This window comes from Amycolatopsis sp. NPDC051128 (assembly GCF_040682715.1).
GTDB lineage: Bacteria > Actinomycetota > Actinomycetes > Mycobacteriales > Pseudonocardiaceae > Amycolatopsis.
Window position 1 is genome coordinate 59825 of record NZ_JBFBBN010000017.1, and the last position, 16616, is coordinate 76440.

Sequence of the window (16616 nt, forward strand, 5' to 3'; positions counted from 1 at the left end):
GGGCCGGGGGCTGCACCCTCCTAGCGGATTTACGACTCGCGCCGCGGGAGCCAGACTGGCCTGTCGAGTCCCGAGGAGGTCCGATGCGCCAGCTCACCGCCCTGGACGTGCAGTTCCTCAACGCCGAATCCACCACCACGACCGGGCACGTCGGCGGGCTTTCGATCCTGGATCCGTCGACCGCGCCGGGCGGCACCCTGACCCTCGACGACCTGCGCGATCTCATCGGCGCGCGGCTGCACCTCGCCAAGCCACTGCGCTGGCGGCTGCTGCCCGTGCCGCTCGGGCTCGATCATCCGTACTGGATCGACGATCCCGAGTTCGACCTCGAGTACCACGTCCGGGAGATCGCGCTGCCCGCGCCGGGTGACGAACGGCAGCTCGCGGAGCAGATCGCCCGGCTGACCGCGCGGCCGCTCGACCGGCGGCGGCCGCTGTGGGAGGCCTACCTGGTGCACGGCCTCCGGGACGGCAACGTCGCCGTCTACACGAAGGTGCACCACAGCGCGATCGACGGGGTCTCCGGGGCGGAACTCATCGGCGTGCTCATGGACACCACCGCCGAACCGCGACCGGGGGAACCGCCGAAAACCCCGCGGCCGGACCCCGTGCCTGCTCCCCTCGTGCTCGCCCTCAACGGCGTGAAACGGCTAGCGCTGCACCCCGTCAAGGCCGCGCTGCAGGTCCCGAAGCTGCTCCAGCACCTCGACGAAGTGCCGGGCCTCGGCCGCTACCCCGGCGTCGGGCTGCTCGCGAAGGCGGGCAGCGTGCTCAACCGCGTCACGCGTCAGGGCTCCGGCCGCCACGAGGCCGACCGGCCCCGGCTCGCCGTGCCGCACACGCCGTTCAACGGGCCGATCGGCCCGCACCGCCGGTTCGCGTACGGCTCGCTGCCGCTCGACGAGGTCAAGCGCGTCAAGAACGTCTTCGGGGTCACTGTGAACGACGTCGTGATGGCGTTGTGCGCGACCGTGCTGCGCCGCTGGCTCGTCGACCACGACGCCCTGCCCGAGCAGCCGCTGGTCACGCTCGTCCCGCTGTCGGTGCGGACGCCCGAGCAGGCGAAGGACGCCGGCAACCAGGTGTCGGTCATGCTCGCGCCGCTGCCGACGCACCTCGCGGACCCCGCCGCCCGGCTGGCCGAGGTCACCAGCGCGATGGTCGCTGCGAAGCAGCGGTACCAGCCGCTGCCGGCGTCGTGGCTGGTCGACTTCAGCGGGATGCTCCCCGCCGCGCTCGGCGGCCTCGCCGCCCGGGCGACCATGCGGTACCTCGGCGCCACCACGCCGGTGGTGAACCTCGTCGTGTCGAACGTGCCCGGCGCGCAGGTGCCGCTGTACCTCGCCGGAGCGCGGCTGCTGGCCAACTACCCGGTGTCCGCGATCACCGACGCGAGTGGCGGGCTGAACGTCACCGTGATGTCCTACGACGGTCAGCTCGACTTCGGGTTCGTCGCTTGCCGTGAACTGATCCCGGACGTCTGGGACCTGATCGACCATCTGCACGACGCGCTGGCCGAGCTCACCAAGCTGGCCGCCGAGCACACCCGGGAGGCCTGATGGCGGAGCGCGTCGCGGAGGTCGACGGCATCGAGCTGTGCCACGAGACGTTCGGCGACGCGGGCGGGCGGCCGCTGCTGCTCGTGATGGGCCTCGGCGCGCCGATGATCTGGTGGGACGAAGAGTTCTGCGAAAGCCTGGCCGGCCAAGGGTTCCACGTGATCCGGTACGACAACCGGGACGCCGGGCGGTCGAGCCGGATGCGCGGCCGGGCGAACCTCGCGCAGGCGTACCTGCTGCGCAGCGCGCCGTACACGCTGGCTGACATGGCCGGCGACGCGGCCGGGCTGCTGACCGCGCTCGGCATCCCGGCCGCGCACGTCGCTGGGGCGTCGATGGGCGGGATGATCGCGCAGACCCTGGCGATCCGGCACCCTTCGCGGGTGCTGTCGCTGACGTCGATCATGTCCAGCACCGGCGGCAGGCTCGTCGGCAGGCCGAGCACGCGCGCCATGTCGATGCTGCTCGCCGCGCCGCCGCGCGACCGCTCCGGCTACGTCGAGATGCTGGTGCGCACGTTCCGGCTGATCGGTTCGCCGGGCTACCCGTTCGACGAGGAGCGGATGCGAGACCGCGCCGAGCGCACGTACGACCGCGGCGTGCACCCGGACGGCACCCTCCGCCAGCTCGCGGCGATCATGGCCGACCGCGACCGCGCGCCGCGGCTGCGGAAGGTGCGGGTGCCGGCCCTGGTGGTGCACGGCGCCCGCGACCCGCTGGTCCACGTCTCGGGCGGCCGCGCCACGGCCCGCGCGATCCCGGGCGCGGACCTCGACGTCGTCCCCGGCATGGGCCACGACCTGCCCCGCGCGGTCTGGCCTCGGGTGGTCACGGGCATCACGCGGATCGCCGACCGTGCGGAAGTGGCGAACTCGCGTGATTGAAGGCGTATCTCGCGTGATTGGACGCGTATCTCGTGTGATTGAAGGCGGATCTCGTGTGATGCGTGGACGACGTCGTCACGTTGAGAGGGTGACCGAGCCCAGGTGGGAGAAGTGGGCCGCGATGCGGGAGCCGCGGCGGACCGGCACCGCGTCCGTCATGCCGCCGGTCAGGACCAGCCAGCCCGGTTCCAAGGCCAAGCCGCGGGCGCCCAGCGCGTTCGCCGCCAGTGCCAGCGCCTCCGCCGGGTGGCCCTGGACCGCCGCGCCCGTCGCGGTGTCGACGATCTGGCCGTCGACCTCCAGCAGCGTCGCTTCCAAGGACAGGTCCAGCGCGGACGGCGGCAGCCCCACCGGCCCGACCCCGAAGTACGCCGAAGACCCGTTGTCCGCGACGGCGTCCGGCAGCGTGAAGCGGTAGTCCGCGTACCGGCTGTCGATGACTTCGATGCCGCCGTAGACGCGGTCGACGGCGGCCAGCGCCGTCGCCGCGGTGACGCCGGGGCCCGACAGCGAACGACCCAGCACGAAGACCAGCTCCGGCTCGGCGCGCGGGTGGATCAGCGCGTCCAGCGGCACCGGTGACCCCGCCGGCAGCACCATCGCGTCGGTGAGCCAGGCGAGCAGCGGCGAGTCGATCCCCATCCGCTGCTGCTTGGCCCGCGACGTCAGGCCCAGCTTCAGCCCGATCAGCGTCTCGCCGCGAGCACGGCGCTGCCGGAGAGCCTCGTCCTGGATCGCGTACGCCGTGTCGACGTCCAACCCTGGCCAGTCCTCGGAAAGCGGAGCCCGCTCCGAAACCGTCCCCAGCAGCGAAGCGGCTGCCTCTCGCACGTTCATGCTTCCTCCGAAGACGACGCGGAGAACACCGCGGTGACACTGCCGAGGCCGGCGATCGTGGCGACGATCGTGTCGCCCGGCGACACCGGGATCGCCCGGGTCATCGAGCCCGGCAGCACGACGTGCCCGGGCTCCAGCGTGACGCCGAGCGGGCCGACCGTGTTCGCCAGCCACACCAGCGAGTTCAACGGCGAACCGAGCACCGCGCCGCCCGCACCGGTGGCCGCCACCGAACCGTTCTGGTACAGGATGCAGCCGGCCAGGCGCAGGTCGGCGTCGCGCAGCGCCGTCGGGCGGCTGCCCAGCACCACCCCGCCCGAGGACGCGTTGTCGGCGATCGTGTCGAACAGCGAGATCTTCCAGTCCTGGATCCGGGAGTCGACGATCTCCAGTGACGGCAGGACGAAGTCCACCGCGCGGACCGCGTCGGCGACCGTGACGCCGGGGCCGCGCAGGGCCGAGCCGAGCACGAAGGCGATCTCCGGCTCGATCCGCGGCTGCAGGAACGCCGAAACCGGGATCGGCTGGTGCTCCAGGTGGAACATGCTGCCGGTGAGGTGGCCGTAGTCGGGCTGGTCGACGCCCATCTGCCGCTGCATCGCCGCGGAGGCGAGGCCGACCTTGTGCCCGCGGACGGCGTCGCCGCCCTCGGTCCAGCGCCGCACCTGCTCCTGCTGGATCCGGTACGCGTCCTCGACCCCGGCTTCCGGGTAGGTCTTGATCAGCGGCTCGATCGGCTCGCGCGTGGCGTAGGCCTGCGCCAGTACGGCGGCGGCCTCCTGCACCCTGCTGGCGTCCATGGGTTCCTTCCGTCACCGGAACTCTGCCGTGCGCTCATCCCGCACACAAGCCGCGCTGTTCCACTCAGCGGAACTCTCGCTAGGCAACCTCTTGCGCGCGAGATAAATGCGGCGTAGCGTTCCGGGTACCACCAGGAAAGGGACGTGAGGGACATGGCACCGACCCAGGCCGAAGTCACCAAGCTCGCCGAGATCCGCGACGCACTGCGCGAGCGCCACCTGCGTCCGGCCGCCGAGCGACCGGCGACGAACGGCCGCGGCATCCACCACACCGCGCTGATCTCCAGCGACGTCGAGCGGACCATCGAGTTCTACCAGGACGTCCTCGGCTTCCCGCTCACCGAGCTGTTCGAGAACCGGGACTACCCCGGCTCCAGCCACTTCTTCTTCGACGTCGGCAACGGCAACGCGGTCGCGTTCTTCGACCTGCCCGGTCTGGACCTCGGGCCGTACGCCGAAGTCCTCGGTGGACTGCACCACCTGGCCCTGTCCGTCCCGCCCGAGCGGTGGAGCGTCATCAAGGACAAGCTCGACGAAGCCGGCATCCAGTATCTGCTGGAGAGCAAGACGTCGATCTATCTGTCCGACCCGGACGGCGCGCGCGTCGAGCTGATCTCCGACCCGCTGGGCGAGATGTACGGCGAGAAGATCGGCTGAAGCCGTGGTCCGGGCGCCGCGCGGCGCATAGCCTGTGCGCGACGTCTGGAGGTCCGATGTCCGACTGGTCGCTCTCCCGGGCGAAGGCCCGGCTCGATCACCGCGAACTGCTCGACGAACTCACCGCGCGCACCCGGTTCGAGGTGCGGCTGCACCTGAACGAGCCCGCCGCGAACGGCCGCTACGACGACCTGGCGAGCATCTTCGCGATCGGGCACGCCGAGTGCGCCGCGTTGCTCGCGCACCGGAGGATCCTGCCGCCGTGGGAACGCCTCCTGCTCGCGCGGTACGCGCGGCGCGTGCACGGCAAGGCGATTTCGCGCAGTGTTGGTGCTGTACCGGCGGAAGCCGCGTCGGGGGTCGCGCGGGCGTTCGGCGCCGAGATCGCCGAACTCGCCCCGGACTCCGGGGACACCGGCGCGAAGTACGACCTCCAGGGCCGGGGCCTGCTGACCGTGTTCCGGATCGCCGTCGGCGCCACGGGCGAAGCCTGGCCGGACCGCCACGAGGTGGCGACGACGTCCGCCCGCAACATCCTCACCTGCGCCGCGACCTTCGCCCGCCGCAAGCCGTGGCACGTGCTCTGGCCGGTCTACCGCGTCCGTGGCCTGCGGCTCTGGAAGCTTTGACGCCCGCCACGCGTTCCACCGGCATGAACGCAGAGGAAATCCTCGAGGGCGCCAAGACCATCGCGGTCGTCGGCCTGAGCCGGGACCCGGCCAAGGCCGCGCACGGTGTCCCGGCGATCCTGCAGGCGCACGGCTTCCGCGTCATCCCGGTGCACCCGAGCGCGACCGAGCTGCTCGGCGAGAAGGTCTACCGGTCGCTGAAGGACATTCCGGATCCGGTCGACCTCGTCGACGTCTTCCGGCCGTCCGCCGAAGCGCCCGGCATCGCGCGCGACGCGGTCGAGATCGGCGCCAAGGCGTTGTGGCTGCAGCAGGGCATCGTCTCCGCGGAAGCTCGCCGGATCGCCGAGGAGGGCGGGCTCGCGTACGTCGAGAACCGCTGCACCGCCGTGGTCCGCGCGACGGCCGCGATCTCGAAGACCTGACCGGCCGCCGCTCACCAGCTCCACCGCGAGCGGGCCCGCCGCTCGAGGAAGCTGTACGCGGGCAGCGGCCCGATCCAGTCCGCCTGGACGCCCTCACTGCGGCCCAGCCCGGCGACGGCGTCGCGAACGACGTGCAGGTCACCCAGCCCGACCAGGAACGCCCACCGCTCGTCGGCGGATTCGCCCGCCGGCAGCGACACGGAGTCGCGGGACCGTTCGGCGACGTCCGCGAGCAGCCCGTCCGACCGGGTCGACCGCCACGCCGCCCCGGGTTCGGTGAACCGCAGGCAGACGTGCACCTCGGCCAGGCCGTCGAGCCGGTCGAGGTCGGCGCGGTACCGATCCGCGGTGGGCGCGAGCACCTCGGTGCGGACGAGGTCCTCGTCCTCGGCCACCGTGCCGAACCGCACCGGCAGCACCGGGCCGCCCTCGACCAGCGCGGACACCACCGCCAGGTGCGCCGCCGGATCGGGCTCGGCCGGGGCCTCGCCGACGACCATCGCCAGGTCCTCCCAGCACACCACCCGCGGCGCCCGCGGGTGCCCGGCCCGCACGACGCCGTAGAGCTGCAGCTTCACGGCTGTTTCTTGCCCGGGACGGCCGGCTCCATCGGCACCGCGACCGGGACGGCCTGCTCCATCGGCACCGCGACCGCCTGGGTCGGCGGCGGGGGCGGGATCAGCCCGACCGTCTGCCCGAGCCCTATCGAGACCTGTCCGGGATTGGGCATCTGTGCCTGCGCGTTCACCCGCTGCATCGCTTCGAGGTAGCGGATGTAGGTGTCGACGCAGGCGATCACGATCCGGGCCTCGATCGCCAGCAGCTCGATCCCGATCACGGAAACCCGGATCGAAGCATCGATGACGAGTCCCTTGTCCAGCAGGATGTTGAGGGTTTCGGCGAGCCCGCCGCCCTGTCCGGGTGAGGTCACAGTGGTCTTCGTCCTTCCGTAGCGAGGATGTCAGCAGGGATGTCGGAGGGAATGTCGTCGAGGGCGGCGCGGATCTCGGCGAACCGCAGCTCCAGCCCGATCAGGGCCTGGCCGAGCCGCTCCACCTGGTCGGGGGTGAGGGTGCCGGCGTCGAGCCGCCGCAGCGCCTGCCTTTCCAGTACCTCTTTGAGGATGTCCAGCACGGTGATGACGAGGTGGCCGAGCCCGCGGCCGGCGTCGGCGGCGATCCGGACGGGCTCGCTCATCCGAGACTCTCCTCGATCCCGATCAGCAGCAGCCGCAGGTCGAGCCGCACCAGGTCGATACCGGCGAGCGAGATGATCACGTCGCCGGTCACCACGGCGCCGCGATGCACCACCCGGTCGAGTAAGTCCACGACCGCTTCGGCGGCGTCAGCCATGAGCCACCGCTCCGAGCTCGACGTCGGTGAACGAGTACGGCGGCCAAGGCCCGGTGGTCTCCACCGTCGCGCCCGCCGCGCGCAGCTCGCGGGCGAACCACTCGACCTCTGCGTGGAACGCCGCCTCCCGTCCGGTTTCGACGAGGTACGCGGTGTTGACCAGCACGCCGTGCGGCCGGGCCCGGCCGACGCTGTCGGCGGCGTGGCGGCGCAGCGCGTCCTCGAGCCGCCCGGCGGCGCCGACGATGTCCTCGCGCGCCCGCTGGATCGCCTTCAGCCGTTCACGCCGGCGGACCAGGTACTGCGTGCCGGTCAGGCCCGCGGCGTCCGGCCGGCTGGCCGCCGCGGGCTCGGTGTGCCGCACGCGGACACCCCACTCGCGGTGGCCCTCCACCTCGTCGAGACAGTTCCGCGCCTGGTCGTACGCGACCTCCAGGAGCCGCCGCACGGAGCCTTCGCCGTCGAGAACCGTGCCGAACCTCAACGGCAGCACGGGTTCGTGGCGGAACACGGCGCGCACCACCGCGTCGTGTTCGCGGGCCAGCTCGGCGAGCGTGCCGTCCACCGGGTCGACAGTGTCGAGGCTTTCGAACCGGGCGGGCTCGGCCTCGGCGACGACCACGCCGAGATCCCGGTAGCCGATGAGCCGCGGCGCCGGGCCCAGGTCCAGCTCAGTGGGGCGGTTGCGCGTGATCGCGTACGCGCACAGCCAGTTCCGGGTGCTCACCGCGGCTCTTCCCCTCCGCTCGGCACGGCCGCGGGCAGCCGGGCCTCCAATTCGGCGACCCGCGCCGCGAGGTCCGTTTTCTTATCCAGTTCGCCGCGTGCGGCATTCGGCGCAAAGAACGGGTCATTCGTCCACCAGTCCATGCCCATTTCCCGCGCGGTCTGCGCGGAGGCGATGAACAGGCGGATCCGCAGGGTCAGCAATTCGACATCGACGACACTGATGCCGATGTCTCCGGCGATCACGACGCCCTTGTCGAGCACGCGTTCCAAGATGTCGGCCAGCGAATCGGACGATCCGGCCAATCGTGTCACCTGTCTCTCAGGAATCAATGGTTCCCCGCGTGAACCGCCGCAGCCGTTCGCACGCGCTGAGCTCGCCGGCACCGTCGATGTCCACCCGATAGGTGGCCATCACGCTGGTGGAGTCCGGAATCCGGGCCAGCTCGACGACGTCGACGAGCACGGACCAGCCGCCGTCGGCGCGGGTCCGGACGCCCGTCACGGCGTGCGGGGTCAGCCCGGTCACCACGCCGAACTGAGCCTTCGCTTCACGAATGGCGTCGGCGGCACGGAGCCGGGAAACGGTTTTCTCGGGGGGTTTCTGCAGATTTTCGGCAGGGGAAAGGAACGGCTGCGAGGATTCGGTCATCACTTTCCTAGTCAGGGATGCCGCCTACCGTAGCAACGGGCACAACCTCCCGCAGATCGGTTGCGGGACGGCCTTTTTAACCAATTCACACAACAATGGGCGGTCTGCGGGAACCGGCAGGGTCAAATGGCGCAACGCCGAGGCACCCAGTCGAACCAATTCCCGGGATCAGCCCGGAAGATTACAATCGGGTAACGTCTACCAGCCGGTAGCCGACGCCGCGGACCGTCTCGATGGTGCGAGTGCCGAACGGCGTGTCGATCTTGCGCCGGAGGTAGCCGATGTACACCTCGACGACGTTCTCGTCGCCGTCGTAGTGCGCGTCCCAGACGTGGCCCAGGATCTCGTTCTTCGTCAGCGCGGTGCCCGCCCGCCGCAGCAGGAACTCCAGCAGCCCGAACTCACGCGCGGTCAGCTCGATCCGCTTCTGTCCTCTGTGGACCGTCCGGGCGGAGGGGTCGAGGCGCAGGTCGCCCGCCTCCAGCACGGCGGGGCGGGCCGGGGCACCGCGCCGCAGCAGCGCCCGCAGCCGGGCGATGAGGACGACGAAGGAGAACGGCTTGGAGAGGTAGTCGTCGGCGCCGAGGTCGAACGCGTCGGCCTCGTCGTACTCGCCGTCCTTCGCGGTGAGCATCAGCACCGGCGTCCAGTTCTCCGCCGCCCGCAGGCGTTTGAGCACCTCGTAGCCGGACAGCTCGGGCAGCATGATGTCCAGCACGACGACGTCGTACTCGTGCTCGCTCGCCCGCCAGAGACCTTCCCGGCCGGTGTGCGCGACGTCGACGGTGAACCCCTCGGCGACCAGCCCGCGCCGCAGCGTCTCCGCGAACTCGCGCTCGTCTTCCACGATCAGCAGGCGCACTACTCCTCCTCCGGCAGTTCGAGCACCGGCAGCTCGAGCACGAACCGCGCGCCCGGCTCGTCGGACGCGGCGTAGCGCGCCCGGCCGCCGTGGCGCGCCGCGATGCCCGCCACGATCGGCAGGCCCAGCCCGGTTCCCCCGTGCCCGCGCTGCCGCGACGCGTCGAGCCGGACGAACCGTTCGAAGATCCGTTCGCGGTCGGCTTCCCCGACGCCGGGGCCGTCGTCGCTCACCTCGACGACGGCGAGGTCCCCGCGCACCGCGCTGCTGACGCGGATGTGCGACCGCGCGTGCCCGCGGGCGTTGTCGACGAGGTTCCGCACCGCCCGGCGCAGCTGGGCCTCGCTGCCGCGCACCTTCGCCGGCCCGGCCCGGACCTCGACGTCCAGCGAGCATTCGCCGCGCACGCGTTCGGCTTCGGCGCGGACAATGTCGTCGAGATCGACCTCGGTACGCGACGGCCGGTCGGTGGCGTCGTCCGTGCGGGCGAGCATGAGCAGGTCGTCGACGAGTTCGCGCAGCCGCGCGGTTTCCCTCGCGATCACCGGCACCAGGTCCTCGGCGCTCTCCGGGTGCCGCCCCGAGACGTCGAGCGCGGTGCTGATCGTCGACAGCGGCGAGCGCAGTTCGTGGCTGGCGTCCGCGACGAACCGGCGCTGCGCGGCCTGCGCCGACGCGAGCCGTCCCAGCATCTCGTTGAGCGTCACGGCGAGGCGGTGCACCTCGTCGCCGCCCGGCGGCAGCGGCACGCGGGCGGCTAGGTCGCGCGTCGAGATCTCCGCGACGGTCCGGCGCATCCGCTCCACCGGCCGCAGCGCCGAGCCGACCGCGCGGTACACCGCGAGCCCGGAGATCGCCAGCAGCGGCACGGCGATCAGCCCGAGCAGCAGCGTCAGCCGGGTCGACGCCTCCGTCACCGGTTCCAGCGAGCGCGCGGAGATCACCGTGTACGGCCCGCCCGGTCCGTTGACCTCCTGCGAGACGACGCGGTAGTCGTCGCTGTCGCCGTTGAGCCCGAGCGGGAGGGTCTCGATGGTCTCCCGCCCGGCGGCCGGGCGGGCGGTGGTCAGCGCCGGGTGCCCGACGATCGCCGGGTCACTCGCGATCGGCACGCCCCGCGCGTCCAGCACCTGGGTGACGGCTTCGGTGTCGCCGGTGCTCGCGACGTCGCTCGCGCTCAAGTCGCGCGCGCCTTCGCGGACGAGCTGGATGGCGACCTGGCGGCCGGTGCCGCGGGCACTCTCGGTGACGCTGCGGTCGAGCGACTCCTCCAGAAGCACCACGACGACGGCGAGCGCGGCGGCGATGGCCAGCGCGAGCGCGAGCACCGCCACGGCGGTGGTGCGCATCCGGACGCCGGTCGCGGCGATCACCCTGCCCAACTTCACCAACGCAGCGTAACGACCACCCGACTGGTGCCCATACGCCCCAATGTGGCGTTCGGTGCGTTGGACGTACCCAAAGTGGCGTTCGGTGCGTCCAACGCACCCAAAGTGGCGTTCGGTGCGTTGGACGCAACGAACGCCACATTGGGGTGCTGGCGGGTGGCCAACAGCGGCGGCCGGGCGACCACCGCGCGCCGGCTTCACGGCGTCCGGCTTCACGGCGTCCCGCTTCACGGCGTCCTGCGGCGGCGCGGGACGACGAGCCGCTCCTGGCACAGGCCGTCGACCTCCGGCACCGCCAGTGGGCGCGGGTGCGGAGGGGCTTCGGACGGTCACCGGGCAGACGGTGCCTGGTGGGCGCTGTGAATTTCCTGAGTCCGTGAGCCGGGTCTCGCCGCCCTCCGATCCGCGCAACCGCCATAGGTAGGAAACTTAACCATCGGAGGTTGCACCAATTAGTCCGCGCAACGACCCGCATTGTCGTGGGTCATTCGAGAATCTTCCCCATATACATCGGAGGTGTTACCGTCCAAACCCAGCCAGCGGAAAGGCGTACCGCTGAGCGGGAACCGGGAACGTCCAACGGAGGACAACGTGGGACCGGAGCGCGGGCTGGACCAGAGCGGAACTCTCGAACGCGGGCTCGCGGTGCTCGAGCACGTGGGTCGGCACCAGGAGATTTCCACCAATGCGATCGCGCGGCAACTGGGGCTTTCGCGCAGTGCCGCCTACCGCATCGTCGGCACCTTGAAGAACCTCGAGTACCTCGAAGCCGATCAGGTCACCGGCCGGGTGCGGCTGGGGACGCGGCTGGTCGAACTGGGCGCCCGCGCGATGGCGGCCACCGACCTGCACCGCTGCGCGCCGCGGTACCTCGCGTCGCTCGCGGAACGCTCCGGCGAGACGACCTACCTCGCCGTGCCGGACAACGACACCATGGTCTACGTCGCCACCGAACGCAGCGCCGGCGCCGTGACGCTCGCCTGCCGGCTCGGGACGCGACGTCCGCAGCACGCGACGTCGCTCGGCAAGGCCTGGCTCGCCGCGCTGCCGGAACCCGACCGCGCCGACCGCGTCCGGCGGATGAAGCTGGATTCCCTGACCCTCAAGACGATCATCGACCCGCACCGGCTGCTCGACGAGCTGGCGAGGACCAGCCGCCGCGGCTGGGCGATCGACGAGGTCGAGAACGAACCGGACGTCGGCTGTGTCGCCGCCGCCGTCCGCGACCACTCGGGACGGCCGATCGCCGCCATCAGCGTCGCCGGGCCGGCGCCGCGGGTGCTGCGCCGCCTCGACGAGCTCGGCGCCTCCGTGGCCGGGACCGCCGCCGCCCTGTCACTGAGGCTGGGGTACGTCCGGGGCCGGCCCGCCTGATCACCCGAACCCGGCAAAGGAGCCGACCGTGACGTGGATCCAGGACTACCAGCCGGCGGGCGCACTGTGGGTTTCCGCGCTGCTCGCCGCGCTCCCGATCATCGTGCTGCTGGTCGCGCTGGGCGTGATCCGCTTCTCCGCGCACCTTTCGGCGGCGCTCGCGCTGGTCACCGCGCTGGGCGTCGCCCTGCTGCTGTACCGGATGCCGGCCGCGCTGGCGTTCGGCTCCGCGGCGATGGGCGTGCTGTTCGGCGTGTGGTCGGTGGCCTGGATCGCGTTCCACGCCGTGTACTTCCACAACGTCACGGTCGCCACCGGCCGGTTCGACGCGATCAAGCGCGTGCTCGCCGGGTTCAGCGAGGACCGGCGGCTGCAGGCGCTGCTCATCGCGTTCAGCTTCGGCGCGCTGCTCGAAGGCGTCGCGGGCGGCGGATCCCCGATCGCGATCACCGCGGCGATGATGGCCGCGCTCGGGTTCCCGCCGGTGAAGGCCGTCGTGCTGGCGCTGCTGGCGAACACCGCGCCGGTGGCGTTCGGCGGGCTGGGCAACCCGCTGATCGTGCTCGGCAGGCTGACCGCGCCGATCATGCACCTCAAGCAGGAGCAGGCGACCGAGCTGTTCTCGGCGATGGTCGGGCGGCAGGTGCCGGTGCTCGCGCTGATCATCCCGGCGTTCCTGGTCGTCGTCCTGGCGGGCTGGAAGCGGATGCTCGAGGTGTGGCCGGCGGTGCTGACCGCCGGGCTCGCGTTCGCGGCCATGCAGTTCGTCGCGTCGAACTACATCAGCGCCAGCCTCGTCGACGTCCTCGCCGCGCTCACGGCGATGGCCGCGTTGTGGATCCTGACCCGGTTCTGGCAGCCCGCGACGGTGTGGCGCTTCGACGGCGAGGAAGCCCCCGCGGCCAAGAGTCTCGGCGCCGCCCAGGCCGAGCGCGGCGCGCTCTACGCGTGGATGCCCTACATCATCCTGATCCTGGCCATCTTCCTGTCCCGGATCGGGACGATCTTCAAGAACCTCCCGGTCTGGCTGGACCTGACGAAGCTGCTGCACAAGGCGGACTGGATCTTCGCCTGGCCGGGCCTGCACAACCACGTCGTGCAGCACCCGCCGATCACGGCGAAGAACGCGCCGTACGCGGCGACGTTCACAGTGGACTTCCTGTTCTCGCCGGGCACGGTGGCCCTGATCGCGGCGGTCGTCGCCGGCTTCGCGATGGGCGCGCGGCCCGGACTGCTGATCGCGACCTACCGAAGGACCCTGTTCCAGATGCGGTGGGCGCTCGCGACGATCTTCATGATTCTGGCGATCGCGTTCGTGATGAACTACTCGGGCGCGACGCAGACGCTGGGCCTGGCCCTGGCGACGACCGGCGTGCTCTTCCCGCTGTTCTCGGCGTACATCGGCTGGCTGGGCGTGTTCTTGACGGGGTCGGACGCGTCGACGAACAGCCTGTTCGGCCCGATGCAGGTGATCTCGGCCCAGCAGCTGGACCTGAACCCGATCCTGGCGGGCGCGACGAACACGTCGGGCGGCGTGATGGGCAAGATGATCTCGCCGCAGAACCTGTCGATCGGCGCGACGGCGATCGGGCAGAGCGGCAAGGAGGGTTCGCTGCTGCGGCAGACGTTCCTGTGGTCGCTGCTGCTGACCGCCGTGGTCGGGGTCATTTCGCTGCTGCAGGCCACGATCCTGACGGCGATGATCCCGTCGCCCTAGGCTGGGCCCATGACTGCAGAAGCGCTTGCCTCCTTCGGTTACGAGCTCGGGCTGCTGAAGCGCGTCCGGCGTTCGGGGTGGTGGCACGCGGGGGTCCGCGACCCGGAGTCGGTCGGCGAGCACAGCCTGCGCGCCGCCCAGCTCGCCGCGCTGATCGCGGCGGAAGAGGGCGCGTCCCCGGAGCGGGCGGCGTTCCTGGCGCTGTGGCACGACACGCAGGAGACCCGCACGGGTGATCTGCCGCTGACCGCCGTCGAGTACCTGCGAAAGCCGGAGCCACGGCAGATCACCGCCGACCAGACGGGCGCGCTGCCTCCGCGGTCGCGTTCGCTGGTGCGCGAAGCTGTGGACGAATACGAGACCCGGGAGTCCGCGGAAGCGTTGTGCGCCAAGGACGCCGACAAGCTGGAGATGCTGCTGCAGGCGCTGGAGTACCGGGATGTCGGGGTGCGGCGCGTCGACGAATGGATCGAGTCGGCGCGGAAGGGGCTGACGACGGAGACGGCGCGGAAGATCGCCGAGGCGGCGTTGACGCTGTCACCGCTCTCCTGGCGGAACCGCTAGTGGCTCACCGCCGTCGCGCGGTCCAGCAGCAAGGCTCGCTCGCGGGCGTTCTCCGTCATCTCCGCCGCGCGCCGGAACTCGTGCTCGGCCTCCGCGAGCCGGCCCAGCTTCTCCAGCAGGTCGCCCCGGACGCTGGGCAGCAGGTGGTAGTCCTTCAGCGCCGGGTCGTCGGCGACCGCGTCAACCACTTCCAGACCCGCTGACGGCCCGTACGCCATCGCCACCGCGACCCCGCGGTTCAGCTCGACCACCGGCGACGGCTGGAGCTTGCCAAGGCCTTCGTACAACGCCGAGATCCGGACCCAGTCCGTCTCCGAAGCCGTCCGCGCCCGCGCGTGGCAGGCCGCGATCGCCGCCTGGGCGGAGTACGGGCCGTACGCGCCCTCGGCGATCTGCTCCGACAGGGTCAGCGCCGCGAGGCCGTGCTGGATCAGCAGCCGGTCCCAGCGGGAACGGTCCTGGTCCAGCAACAGCACCGGTTCGCCGTTGGGGCCGGTGCGGGCCTTCGCCCGGGACGACTGCAGCTCCATCAGCGCGACGAGACCGTGCACTTCGGACTCGCCCGGCATCAGCCCGGCCAGCACGCGGCCGAGCCGCATCGCCTCTTCGCAGAGCGCCGGCCGCATCCAGTCGTCGCCACGGGTCGCCGAATAGCCCTCGTTGAACACCAGGTAGATGACCTCGAGCACGGACGACAGCCGGGCGACGCGCTCGTCGCCCTCCGGCACCTCGAACGGGACCTTCGCCGCGGCCAGCGCCTTCTTCGCCCGCACGATCCGCTGCGCGATCGTCGATTCGCGGACGAGGAAGGCACGCGCGATCTCGTCGGTGGTCAGCCCGCCGAGCATGCGCAGCGTCAGCGCGACCCGCGCCTGCGTGTTCAGCACCGGGTGGCAGGCGACGAACAGCAGGCGGAGCAGGTCGTCCTCGATGTGGTCGTCGAGCCCGGCGTCGAAGTCGGGCAGCACGCCGTCGCCGAGCCGCTGGTCGCGCCCGACCTCTTCGAGCTTCTCCGCATAGCGCTCGTTGCGGCGGAACTGGTCGACCGCGCGGCGCTTGGCGATGGTCATCAGCCAAGCGCCGGGGTTGCGCGGGACGCCGGACTCCGGCCACTGCTCCAGGGCCGCGACCAGCGCGTCCTGTGCCAGCTCTTCGGCGAGGCCGACATCGCCGCGGGCCATCCGGGCCAGACCCGCGATGAGCCTCGGCGACTCGATCCGCCAGACCGTCTCCACCGTGCTCCGGGCGTCCGCAACCGTCACCCGGCCATCAGACAGGGTGATCGGGCGCGGTGCAACCCACTACTCGCTGATCGGGCGAATCTCCATCACGCCGCCCTTCGCCTCCGGGTTCGGCGCCTGCTTCATCAGCTCGACGACCTCCTCGAGCGACTCGCCGTTGAGCACCCAGAACCCGGCGATCAGCTCCTTCGTCTCCGCGAAGGGCCCGTCGATGACCTTCGGCTCAGCGTCGCCTTCGAAGACGACGCGCACGCCTTCCGCACTCGACGTCAGCCCCTCGGCGAGCACGATCCGGCCGTCGTCGAACAGCCGGGCGTTGAACGCCGCCATCTCGGCCAGCTCTTCGGCGCCGGGCTGGAACCCGGGCGCCTCGGACTCGGGGCTGGCCTTGACCATCACCAGGAACCGCATCACGCTTCCTTGGCGCTCTGCGCGCGAAGCCGGCCCTCCAGCTCCGCGACCTCGGGCGTCATGTTCTCGAAGTCGGACGCCTCGGCGACGCGCCGGATCTCGACCTCGCCGCGCTCGCCCTCGGGGTTCGGCCTCCGCTTGATCCACTCGACGCACTCGTCGCGGTCACGGCACTGGAGGATCCAGAACCCGCCGACGAGCTCCTTCGACTCGGTGAACGGGCCGTCGACGACCGTGGGGGCCGCCTTGCCGTCGAAGACGACCCGGGCCCCTTCCGAGCTCGGCGCGAGGCCCTCGCCGGCCAGCAGGATGCCGGCCTTGACCATCTCTTCGTTGAACTTCGCCATCTCGGCCAGCAGCTCGGCGCTGGGGGCCTTGCCGTCGGTGTCCTCGTTCGTCTTGACGATGACCATGAACCGCATCGCGGTCTCCTCTCGTTCGCTGTTGCCTACGCGTCGAACGGCCGCGGGCCGGATCGACAGCCGCCGCCAAAAAATCTTTGGCGCCGGAAAACTAGCAGCTCAGGGTCGCTCCGGAC

General features: G+C 71.3%; 22 protein-coding genes. 8 read left to right on the forward strand and 14 right to left on the reverse strand.

The window, feature by feature from the left end:
- Positions 1-83 precede the first annotated feature (83 nt).
- Together AB0M82_RS19515 and AB0M82_RS19520 are read left to right on the forward strand one after the other, a co-directional pair.
- The gene (locus AB0M82_RS19515; RefSeq protein WP_364723424.1) at positions 84-1559 is read left to right on the forward strand and encodes a wax ester/triacylglycerol synthase family O-acyltransferase; all 1476 of its coding nucleotides are present in this window, start codon (positions 84-86) and stop codon (positions 1557-1559) included.
- Entirely contained in the window at positions 1559-2443 is an 885-nt protein-coding gene (locus tag AB0M82_RS19520) for an alpha/beta hydrolase (RefSeq protein ID WP_364723427.1), read from the forward strand. The genes AB0M82_RS19515 and AB0M82_RS19520 overlap by 1 nt, the downstream gene beginning before the upstream one ends.
- A gap of 75 nt (positions 2444-2518) precedes the next feature.
- Here AB0M82_RS19520 and AB0M82_RS19525 read toward each other — a convergent pair whose 3' ends face one another.
- Together AB0M82_RS19525 and AB0M82_RS19530 are read right to left on the reverse strand one after the other, a co-directional pair.
- Entirely contained in the window at positions 2519-3280 is a 762-nt protein-coding gene (locus tag AB0M82_RS19525; RefSeq protein WP_364723429.1) for a fumarylacetoacetate hydrolase family protein, read from the reverse strand.
- On the reverse strand, positions 3277-4080 hold the full coding sequence (locus AB0M82_RS19530; RefSeq protein WP_364723432.1) for a 2-keto-4-pentenoate hydratase: 804 nt from the start codon (positions 4078-4080) through the stop codon (positions 3277-3279). The genes AB0M82_RS19525 and AB0M82_RS19530 overlap by 4 nt, the downstream gene beginning before the upstream one ends.
- A gap of 153 nt (positions 4081-4233) precedes the next feature.
- Here AB0M82_RS19530 and AB0M82_RS19535 point away from each other — a divergent pair, with 153 nt between their 5' ends.
- Genes AB0M82_RS19535 through AB0M82_RS19545 form a run of 3 tightly spaced genes read left to right on the forward strand, consistent with a single transcriptional unit; the run spans position 4234 to position 5791 of the window.
- Positions 4234-4737 carry a VOC family protein gene (locus AB0M82_RS19535; protein ID WP_364723434.1) on the forward strand — a complete coding sequence of 168 codons (504 nt, stop codon included), beginning with the start codon at positions 4234-4236 and terminating at the stop codon, positions 4735-4737.
- A gap of 56 nt (positions 4738-4793) precedes the next feature.
- Complete coding sequence (locus tag AB0M82_RS19540; protein ID WP_364723435.1) at positions 4794-5366, forward strand: hypothetical protein; 573 nt, start codon at positions 4794-4796, stop codon at positions 5364-5366.
- 23 nt (positions 5367-5389) lie between these two features.
- Positions 5390-5791, forward strand: a complete 402-nt coding sequence (locus AB0M82_RS19545) for a CoA-binding protein (RefSeq protein ID WP_364723437.1) — start codon at positions 5390-5392, stop codon at positions 5789-5791.
- Positions 5792-5802: 11 nt separating this feature from the next.
- Here the strand turns inward: AB0M82_RS19545 and AB0M82_RS19550 are convergent, their stop codons facing one another.
- The 9 genes from AB0M82_RS19550 to AB0M82_RS19590 all read right to left on the reverse strand — a co-directional run bounded on the left by AB0M82_RS19550 (position 5803) and on the right by AB0M82_RS19590 (position 10771).
- Positions 5803-6369, reverse strand: a complete 567-nt coding sequence (locus tag AB0M82_RS19550; protein ID WP_364723440.1) for a GvpL/GvpF family gas vesicle protein — start codon at positions 6367-6369, stop codon at positions 5803-5805.
- A complete protein-coding gene (gene gvpJ, locus AB0M82_RS19555) occupies positions 6366-6722 on the reverse strand; it encodes a gas vesicle protein GvpJ (protein WP_364723443.1) in 357 nt (118 codons plus the stop codon). Before gvpJ (AB0M82_RS19555) ends, AB0M82_RS19550 begins: the two co-directional genes overlap by 4 nt.
- Positions 6719-6988, reverse strand: coding sequence for a gas vesicle protein K (locus AB0M82_RS19560; RefSeq protein WP_364723445.1), 270 nt, complete (start codon positions 6986-6988; stop codon positions 6719-6721). The genes gvpJ (AB0M82_RS19555) and AB0M82_RS19560 overlap by 4 nt, the downstream gene beginning before the upstream one ends.
- Positions 6985-7143, reverse strand: coding sequence for a gas vesicle protein GvpJ (gene gvpJ / locus AB0M82_RS19565; protein ID WP_364723447.1), 159 nt, complete (start codon positions 7141-7143; stop codon positions 6985-6987). The genes AB0M82_RS19560 and gvpJ (AB0M82_RS19565) overlap by 4 nt, the downstream gene beginning before the upstream one ends.
- On the reverse strand, positions 7136-7870 hold the full coding sequence (locus AB0M82_RS19570; RefSeq protein ID WP_364723449.1) for a GvpL/GvpF family gas vesicle protein: 735 nt from the start codon (positions 7868-7870) through the stop codon (positions 7136-7138). Before AB0M82_RS19570 ends, gvpJ (AB0M82_RS19565) begins: the two co-directional genes overlap by 8 nt.
- Positions 7867-8175: a gas vesicle protein gene (locus tag AB0M82_RS19575; RefSeq protein WP_364723452.1), complete on the reverse strand. Its 309-nt coding sequence runs from the start codon at positions 8173-8175 to the stop codon at positions 7867-7869. The genes AB0M82_RS19570 and AB0M82_RS19575 overlap by 4 nt, the downstream gene beginning before the upstream one ends.
- 16 nt (positions 8176-8191) lie before the next feature.
- Positions 8192-8521, reverse strand: coding sequence for a gas vesicle protein (locus tag AB0M82_RS19580; RefSeq protein WP_364723454.1), 330 nt, complete (start codon positions 8519-8521; stop codon positions 8192-8194).
- 181 nt (positions 8522-8702) lie between these two features.
- The gene (locus tag AB0M82_RS19585; protein ID WP_364723456.1) at positions 8703-9383 is read right to left on the reverse strand and encodes a response regulator transcription factor; all 681 of its coding nucleotides are present in this window, start codon (positions 9381-9383) and stop codon (positions 8703-8705) included.
- The gene (locus AB0M82_RS19590; protein ID WP_364723458.1) at positions 9383-10771 is read right to left on the reverse strand and encodes an ATP-binding protein; all 1389 of its coding nucleotides are present in this window, start codon (positions 10769-10771) and stop codon (positions 9383-9385) included. Before AB0M82_RS19590 ends, AB0M82_RS19585 begins: the two co-directional genes overlap by 1 nt.
- A gap of 591 nt (positions 10772-11362) precedes the next feature.
- Between AB0M82_RS19590 and AB0M82_RS19595 the strand changes: the two genes are divergently transcribed.
- From AB0M82_RS19595 to AB0M82_RS19605, 3 genes are read left to right on the forward strand one after another with little or no spacing between them, the layout of a single operon-like run.
- On the forward strand, positions 11363-12145 hold the full coding sequence (locus tag AB0M82_RS19595; protein WP_364723461.1) for an IclR family transcriptional regulator: 783 nt from the start codon (positions 11363-11365) through the stop codon (positions 12143-12145).
- Positions 12146-12173: 28 nt separating this feature from the next.
- Positions 12174-13862, forward strand: coding sequence for a lactate permease LctP family transporter (locus AB0M82_RS19600; protein WP_364723463.1), 1689 nt, complete (start codon positions 12174-12176; stop codon positions 13860-13862).
- 9 nt (positions 13863-13871) lie between these two features.
- Positions 13872-14426, forward strand: a complete 555-nt coding sequence (locus tag AB0M82_RS19605) for an HD domain-containing protein (protein ID WP_364723466.1) — start codon at positions 13872-13874, stop codon at positions 14424-14426.
- Here AB0M82_RS19605 and AB0M82_RS19610 read toward each other — a convergent pair.
- The 3 genes from AB0M82_RS19610 to AB0M82_RS19620 are packed head-to-tail and all read right to left on the reverse strand — an operon-like array spanning position 14423 to position 16500.
- On the reverse strand, positions 14423-15688 hold the full coding sequence (locus tag AB0M82_RS19610; protein WP_364723469.1) for an RNA polymerase sigma factor: 1266 nt from the start codon (positions 15686-15688) through the stop codon (positions 14423-14425). The two genes, AB0M82_RS19605 and AB0M82_RS19610, sit on opposite strands and share 4 nt — an antisense overlap.
- Positions 15689-15727: 39 nt before the next feature.
- On the reverse strand, positions 15728-16078 hold the full coding sequence (locus AB0M82_RS19615) for a YciI family protein (RefSeq protein WP_364723471.1): 351 nt from the start codon (positions 16076-16078) through the stop codon (positions 15728-15730).
- A complete protein-coding gene (locus AB0M82_RS19620; RefSeq protein WP_364723474.1) occupies positions 16078-16500 on the reverse strand; it encodes a YciI family protein in 423 nt (140 codons plus the stop codon). Before AB0M82_RS19620 ends, AB0M82_RS19615 begins: the two co-directional genes overlap by 1 nt.
- Positions 16501-16616 lie beyond the last annotated feature (116 nt).